We start from the raw sequence: 18,004 nt of genomic DNA, 5'->3' as shown, positions 1-18,004 counted from the left end.
CGCGGGTCGCCGGCCGACCCTACGACGCGGCCGCGTCGGGCGCGGCGGCCTTGCGCCGCCGCTTGCGGGGCGCGGGCAGCACCTCGGTCAGAAACTCCCCGGTGTAGCTGCCCGCGGTGGCGGCGACCTCCTCGGGGGTGCCCTCGGCGACCACGGTGCCGCCGCCGGCGCCGCCCTCGGGGCCCATGTCGATGATCCAGTCCGCGGTCTTGATCACGTCCATGTTGTGTTCGATGACGATCACCGTGTTGCCCTTGTCCACCAGCCCGTTGATCACGCTGAGCAGTTTGCGGATGTCGTCGAAGTGCAGCCCGGTGGTGGGCTCGTCGAGGATGTACACGGTGCGGCCGGTGGACCGCTTCTGCAGCTCGCTGGCCAGCTTCACCCGCTGCGCCTCCCCGCCGGACAGGGTGGGCGCCGGCTGGCCCAGCCGGACGTAGCCCAGCCCCACCTCGACCAGCGTCTTCAGGTAGCGGTGGATGCTGGAGATCGGCTCGAAGAAGGCCGCGGCCTCCTCGATCGACATGTCGAGCACCTCGGCGATCGTCTTGCCCTTGTAGTGCACCTCCAGGGTCTCCCGGTTGTAGCGGGCGCCCTGGCAGACCTCGCACGGCACGTACACGTCGGGCAGGAAGTTCATCTCGATCTTGAGGGTGCCGTCCCCGGTGCAGGCCTCGCAGCGGCCGCCCTTGACGTTGAACGAGAACCGGCCCGGCTGGTAGCCGCGCACCTTGGCCTCGGTGGTGGCGGCGAACAGGGTGCGGATCTTGTCGAACACCCCGGTGTAGGTGGCCGGGTTGGACCGCGGGGTGCGCCCGATCGGCGACTGGTCGACCCGCACCAGTTTGTCCACGTGATCCAGGCCGGTGACCCGGGTGTGCCGGCCCGGCACCTGCCGGGCGGCGTTGAGCCGGTTGGCCAGCACCGCCGCCAGGATGTCGTTGACCAGCGTGGACTTCCCCGACCCGGAGACCCCGGTCACCGCGGTGAGCACCCCGAGCGGGAACGCGACGTCGATGCCGCGCAGGTTGTGCTCGCGGGCGCCGACGACGGTGAGCCGCCGCCGCGGATCGGTGGGCCGCCGCACCGCGGGGACGTCGATGCGCTGCGCGCCGCTGAGGTAGGCCCCGGTGATGGAGTCGGGGTTGGCCAGCAGGTCCGGGTAGGTGCCGGAGTGCACGATCTGCCCGCCGTGCTCGCCGGCCGCCGGGCCGATGTCGACGATCCAGTCGGCCTGCGCGATGGTGTCCAGGTCGTGCTCGACGACGATGAGGGTGTTGCCCAGGTCGCGCAGCCGCACCAGGGTGTCGATGAGCCGGCGGTTGTCCCGCTGGTGCAACCCGATCGACGGCTCGTCGAGCACGTAGAGCACCCCGACCAGCCCGGAGCCGATCTGGGTGGCCAGCCGGATGCGTTGCGCCTCCCCGCCGGACAGCGTCGCCGCCGCGCGGGACAGCGACAGGTACTCCAGCCCGACGTCGAGCAGGAACCCCAGCCGGAACTGCACCTCGCGCAGCACCTGCCCGGCGATGGCCTGCTCGCGGGCGCCCAGGGTCAGCGCGTTGAGGAACGTCGCGCACTCGGCGATGGACAGCTCGGAGACCTCGGCGATGGATTTGGCGCCCAACTCCCCCGCCGCCAGGGTCACCGCCAGGATCTCCGGCTTGAGGCGGGTGCCGTCGCAGACCGGGCACGGCACGTCGCGCATGAAGCCCTCGTAGCGCTCCTTCATCAGCTCCGACTCGGTCTGGTCGATCTTGCGCTGCAGGAACGCCAGCACGCCCTCGAAGTCGGTGTAGTAGGAGCGGGTCCGCCCGTACCGGTTGCGGTAGCGCACGTGGACCTGCTCGTCGCAGCCCTCCAGGATCGCCTTGCGCGCCTTGGCCGGCAGCTTGCGCCACGGGGTGTCCACGTCGAAGCCCATCGCCTCGCCCAGGCTCGCCATCATCCGGGTGAAGTACTTCGCGGTGTGGCCCATCGACCAGGGCGCCACCGCCCCCTCGGCCAGGGTGCGGTCCGGGTCGGGCACCACCAGCTCCGGATCCACCTCCTTGCGGATCCCCAGCCCGGCGCAGTCCGGGCAGGCGCCGTAGGGCGAGTTGAACGAGAACGAGCGCGGCTCGAGGTCGTCGACGGCCAGCGGGTGCCCGTTCGGGCAGGCCAGCTTCTCGGAGAACCGCTCCTCGCGGTGCGGGTCGTCCTCGTCGCGGTCGACGAAGTCGAGCACCACGATCCCGTCGGCCAGCCCGAGCGCGGTCTCCACCGACTCGGTGAGCCGCTGCTTGGCGCTGGCCTTGACGGTGAGCCGGTCGACGACCACCTCGATGTCGTGCTTCTCCTGCTTCTTCAGCGTCGGCGGGTCGGTCAGCGGGTGCACCACCCCGTCCACCCGGACCCGGCTGTAGCCCTGGGTGTTGAGCTTCTCGAACAGGTCGACGAACTCGCCCTTGCGGGTCCGCACCACCGGGGCCAGCACCTGGAACCGCGCCCCCGCCGGCATGGCCAGCACCTGGTCGACGATCTGCTGCGGGGTCTGCCGGGCGATCCGCTCGCCGCAGACCGGGCAGTGCGGGGTGCCGGCGCGGGCGTAGAGCAGCCGCAGGTAGTCGTAGACCTCGGTGATGGTGCCGACCGTGGACCGCGGGTTGCGGTTGGTGGATTTCTGGTCGATCGACACCGCCGGGGACAGGCCCTCGATGAAGTCCACGTCGGGCTTGTCCATCTGGCCGAGGAACTGGCGGGCGTAGGCCGACAGCGACTCCACGTAGCGGCGCTGGCCCTCGGCGAAGATGGTGTCGAACGCCAGCGACGATTTCCCCGACCCGGACAGGCCGGTGAACACGATCAACGCGTCGCGGGGAAGCTCGAGGTCGACGCTGCGCAGGTTGTGTTCGCGCGCGCCCTTGATGATCAGCTGATCAGCCATCGCACCCATGTTATGCGGCACCTCCGACAGCCCTGGTCGCGGCCAGTACGGTGGCAGTTATGACAGCCTTGGACGACACCTACACCGGTCATGTCGAGCCCGGCACCGCCGCGCGCCGCACCCTGCCCGGCGCGACGATCATCAAGGCCTCGGTCGGGCCGATGGACAACAACGCCTACCTGGTGACCTGCACCGCGACCGGCAAGACCCTGCTCATCGACGCCGCCAACGACGCCGACCTGCTCACCGCACTGATCGAACAGCATGCCCCCGAGGTGGTGCTGATCGTCACCACCCACCAGCACTTCGACCACTGGCAGGCGCTGGAGGCGGTAGCCGCGGCGACCGGCGCCCCCACCGCCGCCCACCAGATCGACGCCGAGCCGCTGCCGCTGCGCCCGGACCGGTTCCTGGCCGACGGCGACACCATCACCATCGGCGAGCTGGTGTTCGACGTCATCCACCTGCGCGGCCACACCCCCGGCTCGGTGGCGCTGGCGCTGAGCGGCGACCCGGCCGGCGGGGTGACCCAGCTGTTCACCGGGGACTGCCTGTTCCCGGGCGGCGTCGGCAAAACCTGGGAGCCGGGCGCCTTCGAGCAGCTGCTCGGCGACGTGCAGACCCACCTGTTCGACGTCTACGCGGATTCCACCGTGGTCTATCCCGGCCACGGCGACGACACCACCCTGGGCGCCGAACGCCCGCACCTGGCGGAGTGGCGGGAACGCGGCTGGTAGCGCAGCCGGCTCAGCTGGTGGTGTGCACGATGAGCACGTCCAGCTTGGCCCGGCGCGCCACGTTGGCCGGCACCGAACCCAGCAGCCGGCCGGCGATGGTGCTCAGCCCCACGTCGCCGACCACCAGCAGGTCCGCCTTGACCTCGTGGGCCAGGTCGACCAGCGCGTCCACCGGGGCGCCCTCCACCGAGCGCTGCTCGATGTTGGTAGCGCCGGCGTTGCGGGCCCGGGTCTCGGCTTCCCGCAGGATGTCGTAGACCGGGGCGTTGCCGGACACCTTGTAGCCCTCTTCGCCGAGCACGTCGGCGGCCCGGGCGTCACCGGATGTCGGGAAGTAGGCGGTCGCCACGATCAGCCGCGACTCCGGCCCGGATGCGAGCGCTCCGGCGCGCTCGACCGCGCGCAGCGACGAATCGGAGCCGTCGGTGCCGACCACCACGGTCTTGTAACCGCTCATCCATACCCTCCAGTTATCCAAAACAGGTCAGAAGCCAAGCCACCGCGAGATTAGCGCCTCCGGCCGCCCGCGGGGGCGCTATTGGCGACACCGCGTCGCCCGGGCTGCCGGCCGCGACCCCTCTCAGCGGCGCAAACACCGCGACGTGAGCTTGCCGACAGTGATCGCCGCCACCGGGCGTCAGCGCGCCGCCCGGGCGGCCCGCACCGACGCCAGACCCCCGGCGGCCGCCAACGCGGCGAACATCGCGAACAGCCAGCGGGCCGCGGCCGCCTCCGTGCCGGCATTGTTGACCACCACGCCGGCCAGGCCCGCCCCGAACGCCCCGGCGATCAACTGCACGGTGTTGATCGCCGCGGCGGCGGTCGCGCCTTCGGCGGGATCGTCCACACAGCTCATCGCCCACGCCGACAGGTGCGGCCAGGCCGCGCCGATCCCGACGCCGGCCAGCAGCAGCGCCGCCGCCCACACCGTCACCAGCCGCGCCGGGGCGCCGTCGACCCGGGTGAACGCCGCGACGGTCAGGCCGACGGCCACCACCGGCGGTGCCGCGGCCACCACCGCGGCGATGGTCCGGCTGCGGCGCAGCGAGGCGCTGACCACCTCGCTGACCGTCCACCCGATCGCCAGCGAGGCCCCCAGGAACCCGGCGGCGACCGGCGTCAGCTGCCCCAGCCGCTGCCCGAACAGCGGCACGTACATCTCGACCATCACCGCGCTCATCAGCACCGCCATGGTCAGATACACCCACCGCAGCGGGCCGGCGCCGAACGTGCTCGGCGGCAACACCGCCGCGGGCCGGCGCCGGTCGACCACCACGAACAGCGCGATCAGCGCGGCGCCGACCGCCAGCAGTCCCGCGGTGACCGCGCCGCGGCGCGGCAGCTCGGCGACGCTGATCACCAGGGCGGCCACCCCGAGCAACAGCAGCGACCACACCGGGATCCGGGCCGGCGCGGCCGCGGTGGCCGCCCGCCCGGCGGGCAACACCAGCGGGACCAGCACCGCCATCGCCGCGGTCGCCGCCACCATCGTCACGAACGCCCACCGCCACAACCCGAACTGGGCGAACAGGCCGCCGGCGGCGGGACCGGCCACCGTCGCCACCCCCCACATCGCCGAGACCAGCGCCGACGCCCGGGTCCACAGCGAGCGTGGGAGCGCGACGTTGATCAGGGCGTACCCCAGGCCGGCCAGCAGGCCTCCGGCGGCGCCCTGCACCGTGCGGCCGGCCAGCAGCACCGCCATGGTCGGTGCGGCCGCGCAGACCAGGCTGCCCGCGGCGAACACGGCCAGCCCAGCCAAAAACGCCCACCGGGCGCCGACCCGGCGCAGCAGCGCCGAGACCGTGGTCGCCGCCGCCACCGAGCCGACCAGGTACAGCGTCGTCACCCAGGCGTAGAGCCGGCCCCCACCGATCTCGGCGACGGTGCTGGGCAGCAGGCTGATGGTGAGGAACTCGTTGGTGGCGCACAGCGCCACCCCGCCGGCGAGCAGGACGGCGGTGCCCAGGTACCGGGGGCCCAGCAGCGTGCGCCAGCTGCCGGCCGTGATGTCGGGGTGGGTGTCGGTGGGCGTGTCGGTGCGGGTCACTTCAGGCCGGCGGCGTCCATTCCGCGCAGCTCTTTTTTCAGGTCGGCGATCTCGTCGCGGAACCGGGCGGCCAGCTCGAACTGCAGGTCCCGGGCGGCGGTCATCATCTGCTCGGTGAGGTCCTTGATCAGGTCGGCCAGCTCGGCGCGGGGCATGTTGGCGGTGTCGCGGCCCTCGATCACCCCGGCGCTGACCGCCCGGCCCGGCTCGCCGGTCGCCCGGCGGCCCCGGGAGGCGTTGCGGGCCGACCCGCCGACCTCGACGGTCTCGGTGTCGTCGGCCTCCCGGTAGACCTGGTCGAGGATGTCGGCGATCTTCTTGCGCAGCGGCTGCGGGTCGATGCCGTTCGCCTCGTTGTAGGCGATCTGTTTGGCCCGCCGGCGCTCGGTCTCGTCGATGGCCTCCCGCATCGAGTCGGTGACGGTGTCGGCGTACATGTGCACCTCGCCGGAGACGTTGCGGGCGGCGCGCCCGATGGTCTGGATGAGGCTGCGCGACGAGCGCAGGAACCCCTCCTTGTCGGCGTCGAGGATCGCCACCAGCGACACCTCCGGCAGGTCCAGGCCCTCCCGCAGCAGGTTGATCCCGACCAGCACGTCGTACTCGCCGAGCCGCAGCTGCCGCAGCAGCTCCACCCGGCGCAGCGTGTCGACCTCGGAGTGCAGGTAGCGCACCCGGATGCCGAGCTCGAGCAGGTAGTCGGTGAGGTCCTCGGCCATCTTCTTGGTCAGCGTGGTCACCAGCACCCGCTCGTCGGCGTCGGCGCGCCGCCGGATCTCGCCGATCAGGTCGTCGATCTGCCCGGTGGTCGGCTTGACCACCACCTTCGGGTCGACCAGCCCGGTCGGCCGGATCACCTGTTCGACGACCTCACCGCCGGTCTGGGCCAGCTCATAGGGCCCGGGGGTGGCCGACAGGTACACCGTCTGCCCGATCCGCGCGGAGAACTCCTCCCAGGTCAGCGGCCGGTTGTCGCACGCCGACGGCAGCCGGAAGCCGTGCTCGACCAGGTTGCGTTTCCGCGACATGTCGCCCTCGTACATCCCACCGATCTGCGGCACCGTCACGTGCGACTCGTCGATGACCATCAGGAAGTCCTCGGGGAAGTAGTCCAGCAGGGTCGCCGGCGGGCTGCCCGGCCCGCGCCCGTCGATGTGCCGCGAGTAGTTCTCGATGCCGGAGCAGAACCCGACCTGCCGCATCATCTCGACGTCGTAGCCGGTGCGCATCCGCAGCCGCTGCGCCTCCAGCAGCTGCCCGCGGTTCTCCAGGTCCGCCAGCCGCTCGGCCAGCTCCTCCTCGATCCCGCTGATCGCCTGGGCCATCCGCTCCGGGCCGGCCACGTAGTGGGTGGCCGGGAAGATGCGCAGCGCGTCCACCTTGCGGATCACGTCCCCGGTCAGCGGGTGCAGGTAGTAGAGCTCCTCGATCTCGTCGCCGAAGTACTCGATGCGCACCGCCAGCTCCTCGTAGGAGGGGATGATCTCGACGGTGTCGCCACGCACCCGGAAGGTGCCGCGGGTGAACGCCACGTCGTTGCGGGTGTACTGCACGTCGACCAGCAACCGCAGCAGCGCGTCCCGGGGCACCTCGGTGCCGACCTCCAGACCCACCGAGCGGTCCAGGTAGGACTGCGGGGTGCCCAGGCCGTATATGCACGACACCGACGCGACCACCACCACGTCGCGCCGGGACAGCAGGCTCGAGGTCGCCGAGTGGCGCAGCCGCTCGACGTCGTCGTTGATCGAGCTGTCCTTCTCGATGTAGGTGTCGGTGGCCGCGATGTAGGCCTCCGGCTGGTAGTAGTCGTAGTAGGAGACGAAGTACTCGACGGCGTTGTGCGGCAGCATCTCCCGCAGCTCGTTGGCCAGCTGGGCGGCCAGCGTCTTGTTCGGCGCCATCACCAGGGTGGGCCGCTGCAGCCGCTCGATGAGCCACGCGGTGGTCGCCGACTTCCCGGTGCCGGTGGCGCCGAGCAGCACCACCTCCTTCTCCCCCGCCCGGAGCCGACGCTCGAGTTCGTCGATCGCGGCCGGCTGGTCCCCGGCCGGCTGGTACGGGCTGACCACCTCGAAGTGGCCGCCGGTGCGCACCAGGGCGGCCACGTCCTCGGCCGCCGGCCGGTACTCCGAGTGCGCCACCACCGGGTGTTCGGTTGCGAAAGCCATGGCCACCAGGGTAAACGTCACCACCGACGAGTCCGGTTTGCCCAGGTCGCCGCGGGCCGCGGGATAGGCTGCCCCCATCCACCCGCCCAAACGCGAGACCTTCGACCTGACCGCCGGGACCAACACCGACCCCAAGGGCGTCGTCCGGGCCGTCGACGTCTACGCGCGGCGCCCGTGGGGCCTCTACCTGGCCCGGCCCACCCCCGGCCGCGCCCAGTTCCACTACCTGCAGTCCTGGCTGCTGCCCGAGCTGGGGCTGCGGGTCACCGTCTTCCACTTCAACCCCGGCCACGAACAGGACCAGGACTTCTACCTCGACGTCGGGGAGTACCTGCCCGGCCCGACGGTGTGGCGTTCGGTCGACCACTACCTCGACCTGGTGCTGCGCACCGGCCGGGAGGTGCGGATCGCCGACACCGACGAGTTGATGGCCGCCGTGCGGGACGGGCTGCTGGCGCCCGAGGACGCCGACCGGGCGGTGCGCCGCGCTGTCACCGCGGTCGACGGCCTGGCCCGCAACGGCTACGACCTGCACCGTTGGCTGTCCGGATACGGGATGGAGCTGGAGTGGCCCGGCTTGTAGGGTCGGCTCTGTGAACGCCACCACCCGTATCGGGCTGGGCTGTGCGGCCGCGCTGCTCGCCGCGGTGACCGCGCCGGCCGCCCTCGCCGACCCGACCGAGACCGAGCCGCCGACCGAGCCCGAACTGCACAACATCACCTACACCGCGCGCATCGACGGAGTGGCCCCGGGCGGGCAGGCGACCTTCCGCACCCAGGACGGGCAGACCAACGAGGCGCCGTTGAGCGCGCTGCCGGGCCGGGAGTTCGAGGCGCAGACCGTGCTCGCCGACCCGGCCGACGCCGCCCTGCAGGTCCGGTTGCAGTGGCCGTACTCGGCGAACGTGTTCTGCCAGATCACCGTCGACGACGTGGTCGCGGTGCAGCGCACCGAGTTCGTCACTACCGCGCCCGGCGCCGACGACCCGGATGCCGGGACGCTGTCCTGCGCCGGCCCGGCTCAGCCGCCGGCCGAGCCTCAGCAGTCCCAGCCGGAGCCGTCGGCCCAGGACCACGCCCGCCGGTAGGCGTCCAGGTCACCGCCGGGGTTCGCCCCGGCCGCTTCGTCGGGGTTGGCGGTCAGCCAGTCCACCGCCAGCAGCGCGAACTGCTGGTTGGGCCAGCCGTCCACCCGCAGATGCACCCGGGTGGCGCGGCCCGGATCGGCCGAGGCGTGGAACCGCTTGCGCCACAAGGCGTTGTCCTTCCCGGCGTCGCCGGCCCGGTCGAGCGCGGCGACCGTGCTGCGCGCGCCGGGCAGGGCGGGATCGCTGTCCACCTCCGCCACCCGCGGATAGCCGGCGGCGACCAGCGCGCCGGCGAGATCGTCGGCCACTTCCAGCGAACGCACCGTCACCTGCACGTCGATGACGTCCGGGGCGTCGCGGCCGGGCACCGCGGTGGGCCCGACGTGGTCGACGCGCACCGCGTGATGCCCGCACGCGGTGTTCAGCCGGGCCACGATCCGCTGCGCCTGGTCGGCCCAGGTCGGGTCGGCGGCCACCACCGCGTCCGGTTCGGGCGCCGGGGTGCCCGCGGCGAGGTGGTCGGCGAACGGCAGGATCCGCTGGTGCCAGAGCTCGCGCGCCCGGTCGGCCAGCTGGCGCGGGGTCCCGGAGTTGTCCAGCCAGACGTCGGCGACGGCGCGGCGCTGCTCGTCGGTGGCCTGCGCGGCGATCCGGGCCCGGGCGTCGGCCTCCGCCATGCCACGCGATTCGGTCACCCGCGCCACCCGGGTCTCCGCGTCGGTGTGCACCACGATGACCAGCGGGAACAGCGGCGCCATGCCGGACTCCACCAGCAGTGGGATGTCCTCGATGATCACCGCGTCGGGGTCGGCGGCCTCGATCAGCTCGGCGCGGCGCCGCGCCACCAGCGGATGCACGATCTGGTTCAGCCGGGCCCGTTTGGCGTCGTCGCCGAACGCCACCTTCGCCAGCGCGGGCCGGTTCAGCGCCCCGCCGGGCAACAGGATCTGCTCGCCGAACTCGGCGACCAGCGCCGCCAGACCCTCGGTGCCCGGTTCGACCACCTCGCGGGCCAGCACGTCACCGTCGACGATGATGCCGCCGCAGTCCCGGAAGGTGGCCGACACCGTGGATTTACCGGCGCCGATGCCGCCGGTCAGACCGATGCGCAGCATGCCGGCTAGGCGTTGCCGGCCAGCTTCTCCCGCAGCGCCGCGAGTTGCTCGTCACTGGCCAGCGACCCGCCCGCCGACTCCCCGGTGGAGGTGGAGGCGTGGTGCTCGGTGTCGAGGTGCTCGGCGTTGGCGAACTTCTCCATCTGCTCGGCGTGCATCTTGTGCCGGCGCTCCGCCTCGGCGTAGCGGGCCTCCCACTCGGCGCGCTGGGTGTCGAAGCCTTCCATCCACTCGTTGGTCTCCGGGTCGAAGCCCTCCGGGAAGATGTAGTTGCCCTGCTCGTCGTAGCTGTCGGCCATGCCGTACTTGGAGGGGTCGAACTCCTCGGTGTAGTCCTCGTTGGCCTGCTTGAGGCTCAGCGAGATGCGCCGGCGGTCCAGGTCGATGTCGATGACCTTGACCATGGCGTCGTCGCCAACCGAGACCACCTGATCGGGCACCTCGACGTGCTGCTCGGAGAGCTCGGAGATGTGCACCAGGCCCTCGATGCCCTCCTCGACCCGGACGAACGCACCGAACGGCACCAGCTTGGTGACCTTGCCCGGCACGATCTGGCCGATCGCGTGGGTGCGGGCGAAGTGCCGCCACGGGTCTTCCTGGGTAGCCTTGAGGCTCAGCGACACCCGCTCGCGGTCCATGTCCACGTCGAGCACCTCGACGGTGACCTCGTCGCCGACCGACACCACCTCCGACGGGTGGTCGATGTGCTTCCAGGACAGCTCGGAGACGTGCACCAGGCCGTCCACCCCGCCCAGGTCGACGAAGGCGCCGAAGTTGACGATCGAGGACACCACACCCTTGCGGATGGCGCCCTTCTGCAGGTGGTTGAGGAACTCGCTGCGCACCTCGGACTGGGTCTGCTCCAGCCAGGCGCGGCGGGAGAGCACCACGTTGTTGCGGTTCTTGTCCAGCTCGATGATCTTGGCCTCGAGCTCCCGGCCGATGTAGGGCTGCAGGTCGCGGACCCGGCGCATCTCGACCAGCGAGGCGGGCAGGAAGCCGCGCAGCCCGATGTCGAGGATCAGGCCGCCCTTGACGACCTCGATGACGGTGCCCTTGACGGCCTCGTCCTTCTCCTTGAGCTCCTCGATCGTGCCCCAGGCGCGCTCGTACTGGGCGCGCTTCTTGGACAGGATCAGCCGGCCCTCTTTGTCCTCCTTGGTGAGGACCAGGGCTTCGACCTCGTCGCCGACGGACACCACCTCGTGGGGGTCGACGTCGTGCTTGATCGACAGTTCGCGGGACGGAATGACACCTTCGGTCTTGTAACCGATGTCGAGCAGGACTTCGTCGCGGTCAACCTTGACGATGGTCCCTTCCACGATGTCGCCATCGTTGAAGTACTTGATCGTTTTGTCGATGGCGGCAAGGAAATCCTCGGCCGAGCCGATGTCGTTGACGGCTACTTGCGGCGAGGTGACGGAGGGACTTGGCATGTGTGGGGTTGCTCCGGACAGGTTGAATCGTAGGGACAGGTACGTGATACGACCCGCGAACTAGCGCACACGGGCATCTATTGAGGCTACTTGACCGGTCGGACGCTGGACAAACCGGTGCGCCGTCAGTGCGCCGCCGCGTCCCAGCTGCGCCCGTAGCCCACCGACACCTCCAGCGGCACATCCAGCGGGTACGCGCCGCCCATCTGCTCCCGCACCACCGCCTCCACCTGCTCGCGTTCGCCGTCGGCGACCTCGAACACCAGCTCGTCGTGCACCTGCAGCAGCATCCGCGACGCCAGCCCCGCCTCGGTCAGCGCGGCGTCGACGTTGATCATCGCCACTTTGATGATGTCGGCGGCGCTGCCCTGGATCGGGGCGTTGAGCGCGGCGCGTTCGGCGGCCTCCCGGACCTGCCGGTTGGAGCTGTCCAGTTCGGGCAGGTAGCGGCGCCGGCCCAGCACCGTGGAGGTGAAACCGTCCTTGCGGGCCTGCTCGACGACGGCGTACAGGTAGTCGCGCACCCCGCCGAACCGGGTGAAGTAACTCTCCATCTGCGCCTTGGCGTCCTCGGTGGAGATCTTCAGCTGTTGGGACAGCCCGTAGGCGCTCAGCCCGTAGGCCAGCCCGTAGGACATCGCCTTGACCCGCCGGCGCAGGTCGGCGGTGACGTCGTCGGGATCCACGTCGAAGGCCCGGGCGGCGACGAAGGTGTGCAGGTCCTCGCCGGAGTTGAACGCCTCGATCAGCCCGGCGTCGCCGGACAGGTGCGCCATGATCCGCATCTCGATCTGGCTGTAGTCGGCGGTCATCAGCTCGGTGTGGCCGGCGCCGACGACGAACGCGTCGCGGATGGTGCGGCCGTGTTCGGTGCGGATCGGGATGTTCTGCAGATTCGGCTCGGTCGAGGACAGCCGGCCGGTGGCCGCGATCGTCTGGTTGAAGGTGGTGTGGATGCGGCCGTCGGCGGCCACCGACTTGAGCAGCCCGTCGACGGTGACCTTCAGCTTGGTGACGTCGCGGTGGCGCAGCAGATGCTCGAGGAACGGGTGCCCGGTCTTCTCGAACAGCGAGGCCAGCGCGTCGGCGTCGGTGGTGTAGCCGGTCTTGGTGCGTTTGGTCTTGGGCATCTCCAGTTCGTCGAACAGCACCACCTGCAGCTGTTTGGGTGAGCCGAGGTTGATCTGCTTGCCGATCACCGCGTAGGCGGCCTCGGCGGCGTCGCGGATCTGGTCGCCGAACTGGCTTTGCAGCGCGCTGAGCCGGTCGGTGTCGACCGCGATGCCGACGGTCTCCATCCCGGCGAGCACCCGCTGCACCGGCAGCTCCATGTCGGCGAGCAGGTCGGCCACCTCGATCCGGGCGAGTTCGGCGTCGAGCGCGTCAGCCAGGTCGGTGACCGCCCGGGCCCGCAGGATCAGCGTCTGCACGGTCTGCTGGTCGGCGCTGTCGGGGTCGTCGAGCAGCGACAGCTGCTGGTCCTCGGGGGTCTCGGCGCGCAGTTCGCGCTGCAGGTAGCGCACCGACAGGTCATCGAGGGTGAAGCTGCGCTGCCCGGGCCGCACCAGGTAGGCGGCGAGCGCGGTGTCGCAGCTCACCCCGGCCAACGTCCAGCCGCGCCCGGCGAGGTTGTGCATGGCCAGCTTGGCCTCGTGCAGCGCCTTGGGCCGGCCCGGGTCGGCGAGCCAGGACGCCAGGGCGGCCTCGTCGTCGGGGGTCAGCGCGGCGGTGTCGAGGTAGGCGCCGTCCCCGTCGGCGGTGGCGATCGCCAGCGCGGTGGCGTCCCCGTCGTAGGTGCGGTCGGTGCCCACCACGGCCAGCCCGCAGCGCCGGCCGTCGGCGGCGTGCTCGGCCAGCCAGCCGGCCACCTCCCCCGCGGCCAGCGCCTGCCCGCGCACCTCGAATCCCTCGTCGACCTCCGGGGCGGGGGCGGCCAGCGTCTCGAACAGCCGGTCGCGCAGCACCCGGAACTCCAGGTCGTCGAAGAGCCGGTGGATCTGGTCGCGGTCCCACGGCCGCAGCTCGAGGGTGTCGGGGGTCTGGGCCAGCGGCACGTCGCGCACCAGGTCGGTGAGCTCCCGGTTGAGCACCACCGTGGACAGGTTCGCCCGCAGCGCGTCCCCGACCTTACCGCGCACCTCGTCGGCGTGGTCGACCAGGGACTGCAGCGAGCCGTACTGGGCGATCCACTTCGATGCGGTCTTCTCCCCCACGCCCGGGATGCCGGGCAGGTTGTCGCTGGGGTCGCCGCGCAGCGCGGCGTAGTCGGGGTACTGGGTGGGGGTGAGCCCGTACTTCTCCACGACCGCGTCGGGGGTGAACCGGGTCAGCTCGCTGACCCCCTTGCGCGGGTAGAGCACGGTGATGTCGTCGTTGACCAGTTGCAGCGCATCGCGGTCGCCGGTGACCACCAGCACCCGGTAGCCCTCCCGCTCGGCGCGGGTGGCCAGGGTGGCGATCAGGTCGTCGGCCTCGAAGCCGGCTTCGGCGAGCACGGTGATGCCGAGCGCGCCGAGCACTTCCTTGGTGATGTCGATCTGGCCGCGGAACTCGTCGGGGGTGCTCGACCGGTTGGCCTTGTACTCCGGGTAGCGCTCGGAGCGGAACGTCTGCCGCGACACGTCGAACGCGGCCGCCAGGTGGCTGGGGTTCTCGTCGCGCAGCAGGTTGATCAGCATCGCGGTGAAGCCGTACACCGCGTTGGTGGTCAGCCCGCCGTGGGTTTTGAAGTTCTCCGCGGGCAACGCGTAGAAGGCGCGGTAGGCAAGCGAATTGCCGTCGAGCAACATCAGGGTCGGTTTGTCGGACACGGGACTCACCGTCCTTACTCTAGGCATAGCCCCGGACACCGCGGCAGAACTGGAACGCGTTTCAATTCGCGGCGGCTTGTCGGTACGCTGAGCGCGTGTCAGCACCAGCCACGCAACCAGCGATCGACGGGTGGTTCGCCACCGACGACTCCGGCGCCGCCCACCTGATCGGCGCCAAGTGCCCGCAGTGCGGAACCTATGTCTTCCCGCCCCGCGCCAACAACTGCCCCAACCCGGCCTGCACCAGCGACGTGCTGGAGCCGGTCGAGTTGTCGCGGCGCGGCACGGTGTGGAGCTACACCGAGAACCGCTATCCGCCGCCGGCCCCCTACCCGGCGCCGGACCCGTTCGAGCCGTTCGCGATCGCGGCGGTCGAGCTGGCCGCCGAGGGTTTGATCGTGCTGGCCAAGGTGGCCGAAGGCACCCTGGCCGCGGACCTCAAGGTCGGCATGGAGCTGGAGTTGGCCCTCGAACCGCTCTATGTCGATGACGACGGCGTGCAGCGGCTGACCTATGTCTGGAAGAAGGTGAGCGCATGAGTCCTGAACCGCTCTACATCCTGGGCGCCGGGATGCACCCGTGGGGCAAGTGGGGCCGCGACTTCACCGAGTACGGGGTCATCGCCGCCCGCGCCGCGCTGGCCGACGCGAACCTCGACTCCCGGCAGATCCAGTTCATCGCCGGCGCCGACACCATCCGCAACGGCTACCCGGGCTTCATCGCCGGGTCGACGTTCGCCCAGAAGCTGGGCTGGAACGGGGTGCCGGTGTCGTCCTCGTATGCCGCCTGCGCCTCCGGTTCGCAGGCGCTGCAGAGCGCCCGCGCCCAGATCCTGGCCGGGTTCTGCGACGTGGCGCTGGTGATCGGCGCGGACACCACCCCCAAGGGGGCGTTCGCCCCGGTCGGCGGGGAACGCAAGAACGACCCGGACTGGCAGCGCTTCCACCTGATCGGCGCGATGAACCCGGTGTACTTCGCGCTGCTGGCCCGGCGGCGGATGGACCTCTACGGCGCGACCGTGGAGGACTTCGCGCAGGTCAAGGTGAAGAACGCCCGGCACGGCCTGCAGAACCCCAACGCGCGGTACCGCAAGGAGTCGGCGGTCGAGGACGTGCTGGCCAGCCCGGTGGTCGCCGACCCTCTGCACCAGCTCGACATCTGCGCCACCTCCGACGGCGCGGCGGCGCTGATCGTGGCCAGTGCGGAGTTCGCGAAGAAGCACCTGGGCTCGCTGGACGGGGTGCCGTCGGTGCGGGCGGTGTCCACCGTCACCCCGCGGTACCCGCAGCACCTGCCCGAGCTGCCGGACATCGCCACCGACTCCACCGCGGTGGTGCCGGGCCCGGAGCGGGTGTTCAAGGACCAGATCCTCGACGCCGCCTACGCCGAGGCCGGGATCGGCCCGGAAGACGTCAGCCTCGCCGAGGTGTACGACCTGTCCACGGCGCTGGAGATCGACTGGTATGAGCACCTGGGCCTGTGCGCCAAGGGTGAGGGCGAGCAGCTGCTGCGCAGCGGCGCCACCACCATCGGCGGCAAGGTGCCGGTGAACCCGTCGGGCGGGCTGGCCTGCTTCGGTGAGGCCATCCCGGCGCAGGCGATCGCCCAGGTGTGTGAGTTGACCTGGCAGTTGCGCGGTCAGGCCGAGGGCAGGCAGGTGGAGGGCGCCACCGTCGGTGTGACCGCCAACCAGGGCCTGTTCGGGCACGGCTCGTCGGTGATCGTCGCGCGCTGAGCGCGGCGACCGGGCCCGCGTGAGCGCGTGACCGCGTGATTGGCCCCGCGTGACCAGGCTTGCGCGCCCCTGTCCCGCGTGCCCCTCCCACCGCGAGGCAGAAACCATGCAGACAAAGATCGAGTGCAGCCCTGCATGGCTTCGGTCTCGCGGATCTCTGGTCGCGAGCGGGTCTCGGATCCCGCGCCGACGGTTGACCGGGTGAGCGAGATGAGCGAGATCAGCGAGATGAGCGAGATCATCGTGGTGCGGGTCAAACCCGGCAGCCGCAAAGGCCCGCTGGTGGAGCCCGACGACGCCGGTGTGCTCACCGTCTACGTGCGGGAGCCGGCGGTCGACGGCAAGGCCAACCGCGCGGTGCTGGAGCTGCTCGCGAAGCGCTTCGAAGTGCCGCGCAGTCACGTGGAACTGGTGTCGGGTGCCACCGCCCGGCTGAAACGCTTCCGGATCACCCCGCGGATTTCCCGCTGAGCGACTCCACCACCACCTCGGCGACCCGCTTCATCGTGGTGCGCTGGTCCATGGCGGCGCGCTGGATCCAGGAGAAGGCCTCCGGCTCGCTCATCTGATGGGCGGACTGCAGCAGGCCCTTGGCCCGTTCGACCAGTTTCCGGGTCGCCAGCCGGTCGGCCAGCGACGCGACTTCGCGCTCCAGCGCGGCGATCTCGCCGAACCGGCTCACCGCCAGCTCGATGGCCGGGATGAGGTCGGTCGCGGTGAACGGCTTGACCAGGTAGGCCATCGCCCCGGCGTCGCGGGCCCGCTCGACCAGATCGCGCTGGCTGAACGCGGTGAGCATGACGATTGGCGCGATGCGGTTGCGGGCGATCTCGGAGGCGGCGTCGATCCCGTCCCGGCGGGGCATCTTGATGTCCATGATCACCAGGTCGGGTCGGAGCTGCTCGGCCAGTTCCACGGCCGCCTGCCCGTCGGCGGCCTCCCCGACGACGTCGTAGCCCTCCTCGCGCAGCATCTCGGTCAGGTCGAGCCGGATCAGCGGCTCGTCCTCGGCGATCAACACCCGGTGCGGGGCCGACGGCTCGGTGGGCGCGGTGGGCTCGCTCATCCCCACATTGTGTCGCGGCGGGGCCGCGCTCGGGAAGCGCACCCGCATGTGATGTTCGACGGGCGGTGCCGATCCACTATTCTGGGAGGCCGCGGCCGGCCCGCGACGACAGCCCTCGTATCCCAACTGGCAGAGGAAACGGATTCAAAACCCGTACAGTGTGAGTTCGAATCTCACCGAGGGCACCAGCTCAGTCCGGATCGATCAGGGTGCGTAGCGCGGGCCCGATCACCCGCAGGATCTCCTCGGTGTCGATGTCGCTCAGGTCGGGCATGCGCAGCAGGTAGCGCTGGCTGGCCACCCCCATCAGCATCGCGCCGAGCAGCGCGGCGCGCAGCCGGGCGTCGGGGGCGTCGATCAGGCTCGCCAGCGCGGTGGTGACCTCCCCGGTGATGTGTGAGCGCAGCCGCTCCGCGGCGTCCTCGCTGGTCATGCTGGCCCGCAGCAGCACGGTCATCGGTGAGTTGGGGTCGGCCGCCCAGGCCGCGAACATCCCGCGCGCCAGGTTCTCGGCGGTCTCTTCCGCGCTGTCCGACAGCACCTCCTCGAGCGGGATCGTCCAGTGCACCGCCTCCCGGAACAGGTCCTGTTTGGTGCCGAAATACTGGATGACCGACGACTTGTCTACGCCGGCGGCGTCCGCGATCCCGCGGATCGTGGCGCGTTCGTAGCCGACGTCGGCGAACACGCCGCGAGCCGCCGCCAGGATGCGGCGACGGGTGCGTTGGCCCTTGCTCTCACCGGGTTCCCCGGATGCCACGGCTCTCCTGTCGGTCGTCGGGCGAGCCTTGATCATACGAACCCGAATAAATATAGACATCCGTTGAGATACGTGGATAATCGATGCTGGCGTTGGCACACCCCGACGGAGGA

General features: G+C 70.9%; 15 protein-coding genes and 1 tRNA gene. 7 read left to right on the top strand and 9 right to left on the bottom strand.

The annotated features are described in order from the left end of the window. Positions 1-19: 19 nt before the first annotated feature. Complete coding sequence (uvrA, locus tag A5643_RS06565; RefSeq protein ID WP_066853182.1) at positions 20-2,926, bottom strand: excinuclease ABC subunit UvrA; 2,907 nt, start codon at positions 2,924-2,926, stop codon at positions 20-22. 59 nt (positions 2,927-2,985) lie between these two features. Between uvrA and A5643_RS06560 the strand changes: the two genes are divergently transcribed. Continuing rightward, positions 2,986-3,663 (top strand): MBL fold metallo-hydrolase, encoded by a 678-nt coding sequence (locus A5643_RS06560; protein ID WP_066853180.1) that lies wholly within the window; start codon positions 2,986-2,988, stop codon positions 3,661-3,663. Between the two features lie 10 nt (positions 3,664-3,673). On the opposite strand, the gene A5643_RS06555 is transcribed toward A5643_RS06560, so the two are convergent. From A5643_RS06555 to uvrB, 3 genes are all read right to left on the bottom strand, one after another. Next, positions 3,674-4,120, bottom strand: coding sequence for a universal stress protein (locus A5643_RS06555; protein ID WP_066853179.1), 447 nt, complete (start codon positions 4,118-4,120; stop codon positions 3,674-3,676). Positions 4,121-4,300: 180 nt separating this feature from the next. Then, positions 4,301-5,713: an MFS transporter gene (locus A5643_RS06550; RefSeq protein ID WP_066853175.1), complete on the bottom strand. Its 1,413-nt coding sequence runs from the start codon at positions 5,711-5,713 to the stop codon at positions 4,301-4,303. Then, positions 5,710-7,881, bottom strand: coding sequence for an excinuclease ABC subunit UvrB (gene uvrB / locus A5643_RS06545; RefSeq protein ID WP_066853243.1), 2,172 nt, complete (start codon positions 7,879-7,881; stop codon positions 5,710-5,712). The genes A5643_RS06550 and uvrB overlap by 4 nt, the downstream gene beginning before the upstream one ends. Before the next feature lie 76 nt (positions 7,882-7,957). Here uvrB and A5643_RS06540 point away from each other — a divergent pair, with 76 nt between their 5' ends. Together A5643_RS06540 and A5643_RS06535 are read left to right on the top strand one after the other, a co-directional pair. After that, complete coding sequence (locus A5643_RS06540; RefSeq protein WP_082948768.1) at positions 7,958-8,464, top strand: ribonuclease FAU-1 family protein; 507 nt, start codon at positions 7,958-7,960, stop codon at positions 8,462-8,464. Positions 8,465-8,474: 10 nt separating this feature from the next. Continuing rightward, the gene (locus tag A5643_RS06535) at positions 8,475-8,969 is read left to right on the top strand and encodes a hypothetical protein (RefSeq protein WP_066853171.1); all 495 of its coding nucleotides are present in this window, start codon (positions 8,475-8,477) and stop codon (positions 8,967-8,969) included. Here A5643_RS06535 and coaE read toward each other — a convergent pair. The 3 genes from coaE to polA all read right to left on the bottom strand — a co-directional run bounded on the left by coaE (position 8,921) and on the right by polA (position 14,357). Beyond that, a complete protein-coding gene (coaE, locus tag A5643_RS06530; RefSeq protein WP_066853169.1) occupies positions 8,921-10,084 on the bottom strand; it encodes a dephospho-CoA kinase in 1,164 nt (387 codons plus the stop codon). The two genes, A5643_RS06535 and coaE, sit on opposite strands and share 49 nt — an antisense overlap. 5 nt (positions 10,085-10,089) lie before the next feature. Further along, positions 10,090-11,520: a 30S ribosomal protein S1 gene (gene rpsA / locus A5643_RS06525; RefSeq protein WP_066853167.1), complete on the bottom strand. Its 1,431-nt coding sequence runs from the start codon at positions 11,518-11,520 to the stop codon at positions 10,090-10,092. 125 nt (positions 11,521-11,645) lie between these two features. Further along, the gene (gene polA / locus A5643_RS06520; RefSeq protein ID WP_066853165.1) at positions 11,646-14,357 is read right to left on the bottom strand and encodes a DNA polymerase I; all 2,712 of its coding nucleotides are present in this window, start codon (positions 14,355-14,357) and stop codon (positions 11,646-11,648) included. Between the two features lie 68 nt (positions 14,358-14,425). Here polA and A5643_RS06515 point away from each other — a divergent pair, with 68 nt between their 5' ends. The 3 genes from A5643_RS06515 (at position 14,426) to A5643_RS06505 (ending at position 16,536) form a co-directional block, all read left to right on the top strand. Next, positions 14,426-14,869, top strand: a complete 444-nt coding sequence (locus tag A5643_RS06515; RefSeq protein WP_066853163.1) for a Zn-ribbon domain-containing OB-fold protein — start codon at positions 14,426-14,428, stop codon at positions 14,867-14,869. Continuing rightward, the gene (locus A5643_RS06510) at positions 14,866-16,065 is read left to right on the top strand and encodes a lipid-transfer protein (RefSeq protein WP_066853160.1); all 1,200 of its coding nucleotides are present in this window, start codon (positions 14,866-14,868) and stop codon (positions 16,063-16,065) included. The genes A5643_RS06515 and A5643_RS06510 overlap by 4 nt, the downstream gene beginning before the upstream one ends. 228 nt (positions 16,066-16,293) lie before the next feature. Further along, positions 16,294-16,536: a DUF167 domain-containing protein gene (locus tag A5643_RS06505; protein ID WP_066853240.1), complete on the top strand. Its 243-nt coding sequence runs from the start codon at positions 16,294-16,296 to the stop codon at positions 16,534-16,536. Here A5643_RS06505 and A5643_RS06500 read toward each other — a convergent pair. Beyond that, on the bottom strand, positions 16,514-17,131 hold the full coding sequence (locus A5643_RS06500) for an ANTAR domain-containing response regulator (protein ID WP_066853239.1): 618 nt from the start codon (positions 17,129-17,131) through the stop codon (positions 16,514-16,516). The genes A5643_RS06505 and A5643_RS06500 overlap by 23 nt on opposite strands. Positions 17,132-17,242: 111 nt before the next feature. Between A5643_RS06500 and A5643_RS06495 the strand changes: the two genes are divergently transcribed. Then, a tRNA-Leu gene (locus A5643_RS06495) sits at positions 17,243-17,319 on the top strand. A gap of 2 nt (positions 17,320-17,321) precedes the next feature. Here the strand turns inward: A5643_RS06495 and A5643_RS06490 are convergent. Beyond that, a complete protein-coding gene (locus A5643_RS06490; RefSeq protein WP_502686213.1) occupies positions 17,322-17,891 on the bottom strand; it encodes a TetR/AcrR family transcriptional regulator in 570 nt (189 codons plus the stop codon). Between the last annotated feature and the right edge of the window lie 113 nt (positions 17,892-18,004).

Origin of the sequence: Mycobacterium sp. 1274756.6 (assembly GCF_001668625.1) — a bacterium.
GTDB lineage: Bacteria > Actinomycetota > Actinomycetes > Mycobacteriales > Mycobacteriaceae > Mycobacterium.
Note: the sequence above shows the minus strand (reverse complement) of the source record. Positions and strands in the feature narration are given on the sequence as shown.

What these genes read in the sequence shown, in the direction of transcription:
- uvrA (WP_066853182.1), bottom strand. Translation starts at nt 2,926, where the DNA reads ATGGCTGATCAGCTGATCATCAAGGGCGCGCGCGAACACAACCTGCGC.
- A5643_RS06560 (WP_066853180.1), top strand. Translation starts at nt 2,986, where the DNA reads ATGACAGCCTTGGACGACACCTACACCGGTCATGTCGAGCCCGGCACC.
- A5643_RS06555 (WP_066853179.1), bottom strand. Translation starts at nt 4,120, where the DNA reads ATGAGCGGTTACAAGACCGTGGTGGTCGGCACCGACGGCTCCGATTCG.
- uvrB (WP_066853243.1), bottom strand. Translation starts at nt 7,881, where the DNA reads ATGGCTTTCGCAACCGAACACCCGGTGGTGGCGCACTCGGAGTACCGG.
- coaE (WP_066853169.1), bottom strand. Translation starts at nt 10,084, where the DNA reads ATGCTGCGCATCGGTCTGACCGGCGGCATCGGCGCCGGTAAATCCACG.
- rpsA (WP_066853167.1), bottom strand. Translation starts at nt 11,520, where the DNA reads ATGCCAAGTCCCTCCGTCACCTCGCCGCAAGTAGCCGTCAACGACATC.
- polA (WP_066853165.1), bottom strand. Translation starts at nt 14,357, where the DNA reads ATGCCTAGAGTAAGGACGGTGAGTCCCGTGTCCGACAAACCGACCCTG.
- A5643_RS06510 (WP_066853160.1), top strand. Translation starts at nt 14,866, where the DNA reads ATGAGTCCTGAACCGCTCTACATCCTGGGCGCCGGGATGCACCCGTGG.
- A5643_RS06505 (WP_066853240.1), top strand. Translation starts at nt 16,294, where the DNA reads ATGAGCGAGATCATCGTGGTGCGGGTCAAACCCGGCAGCCGCAAAGGC.
- A5643_RS06500 (WP_066853239.1), bottom strand. Translation starts at nt 17,131, where the DNA reads ATGAGCGAGCCCACCGCGCCCACCGAGCCGTCGGCCCCGCACCGGGTG.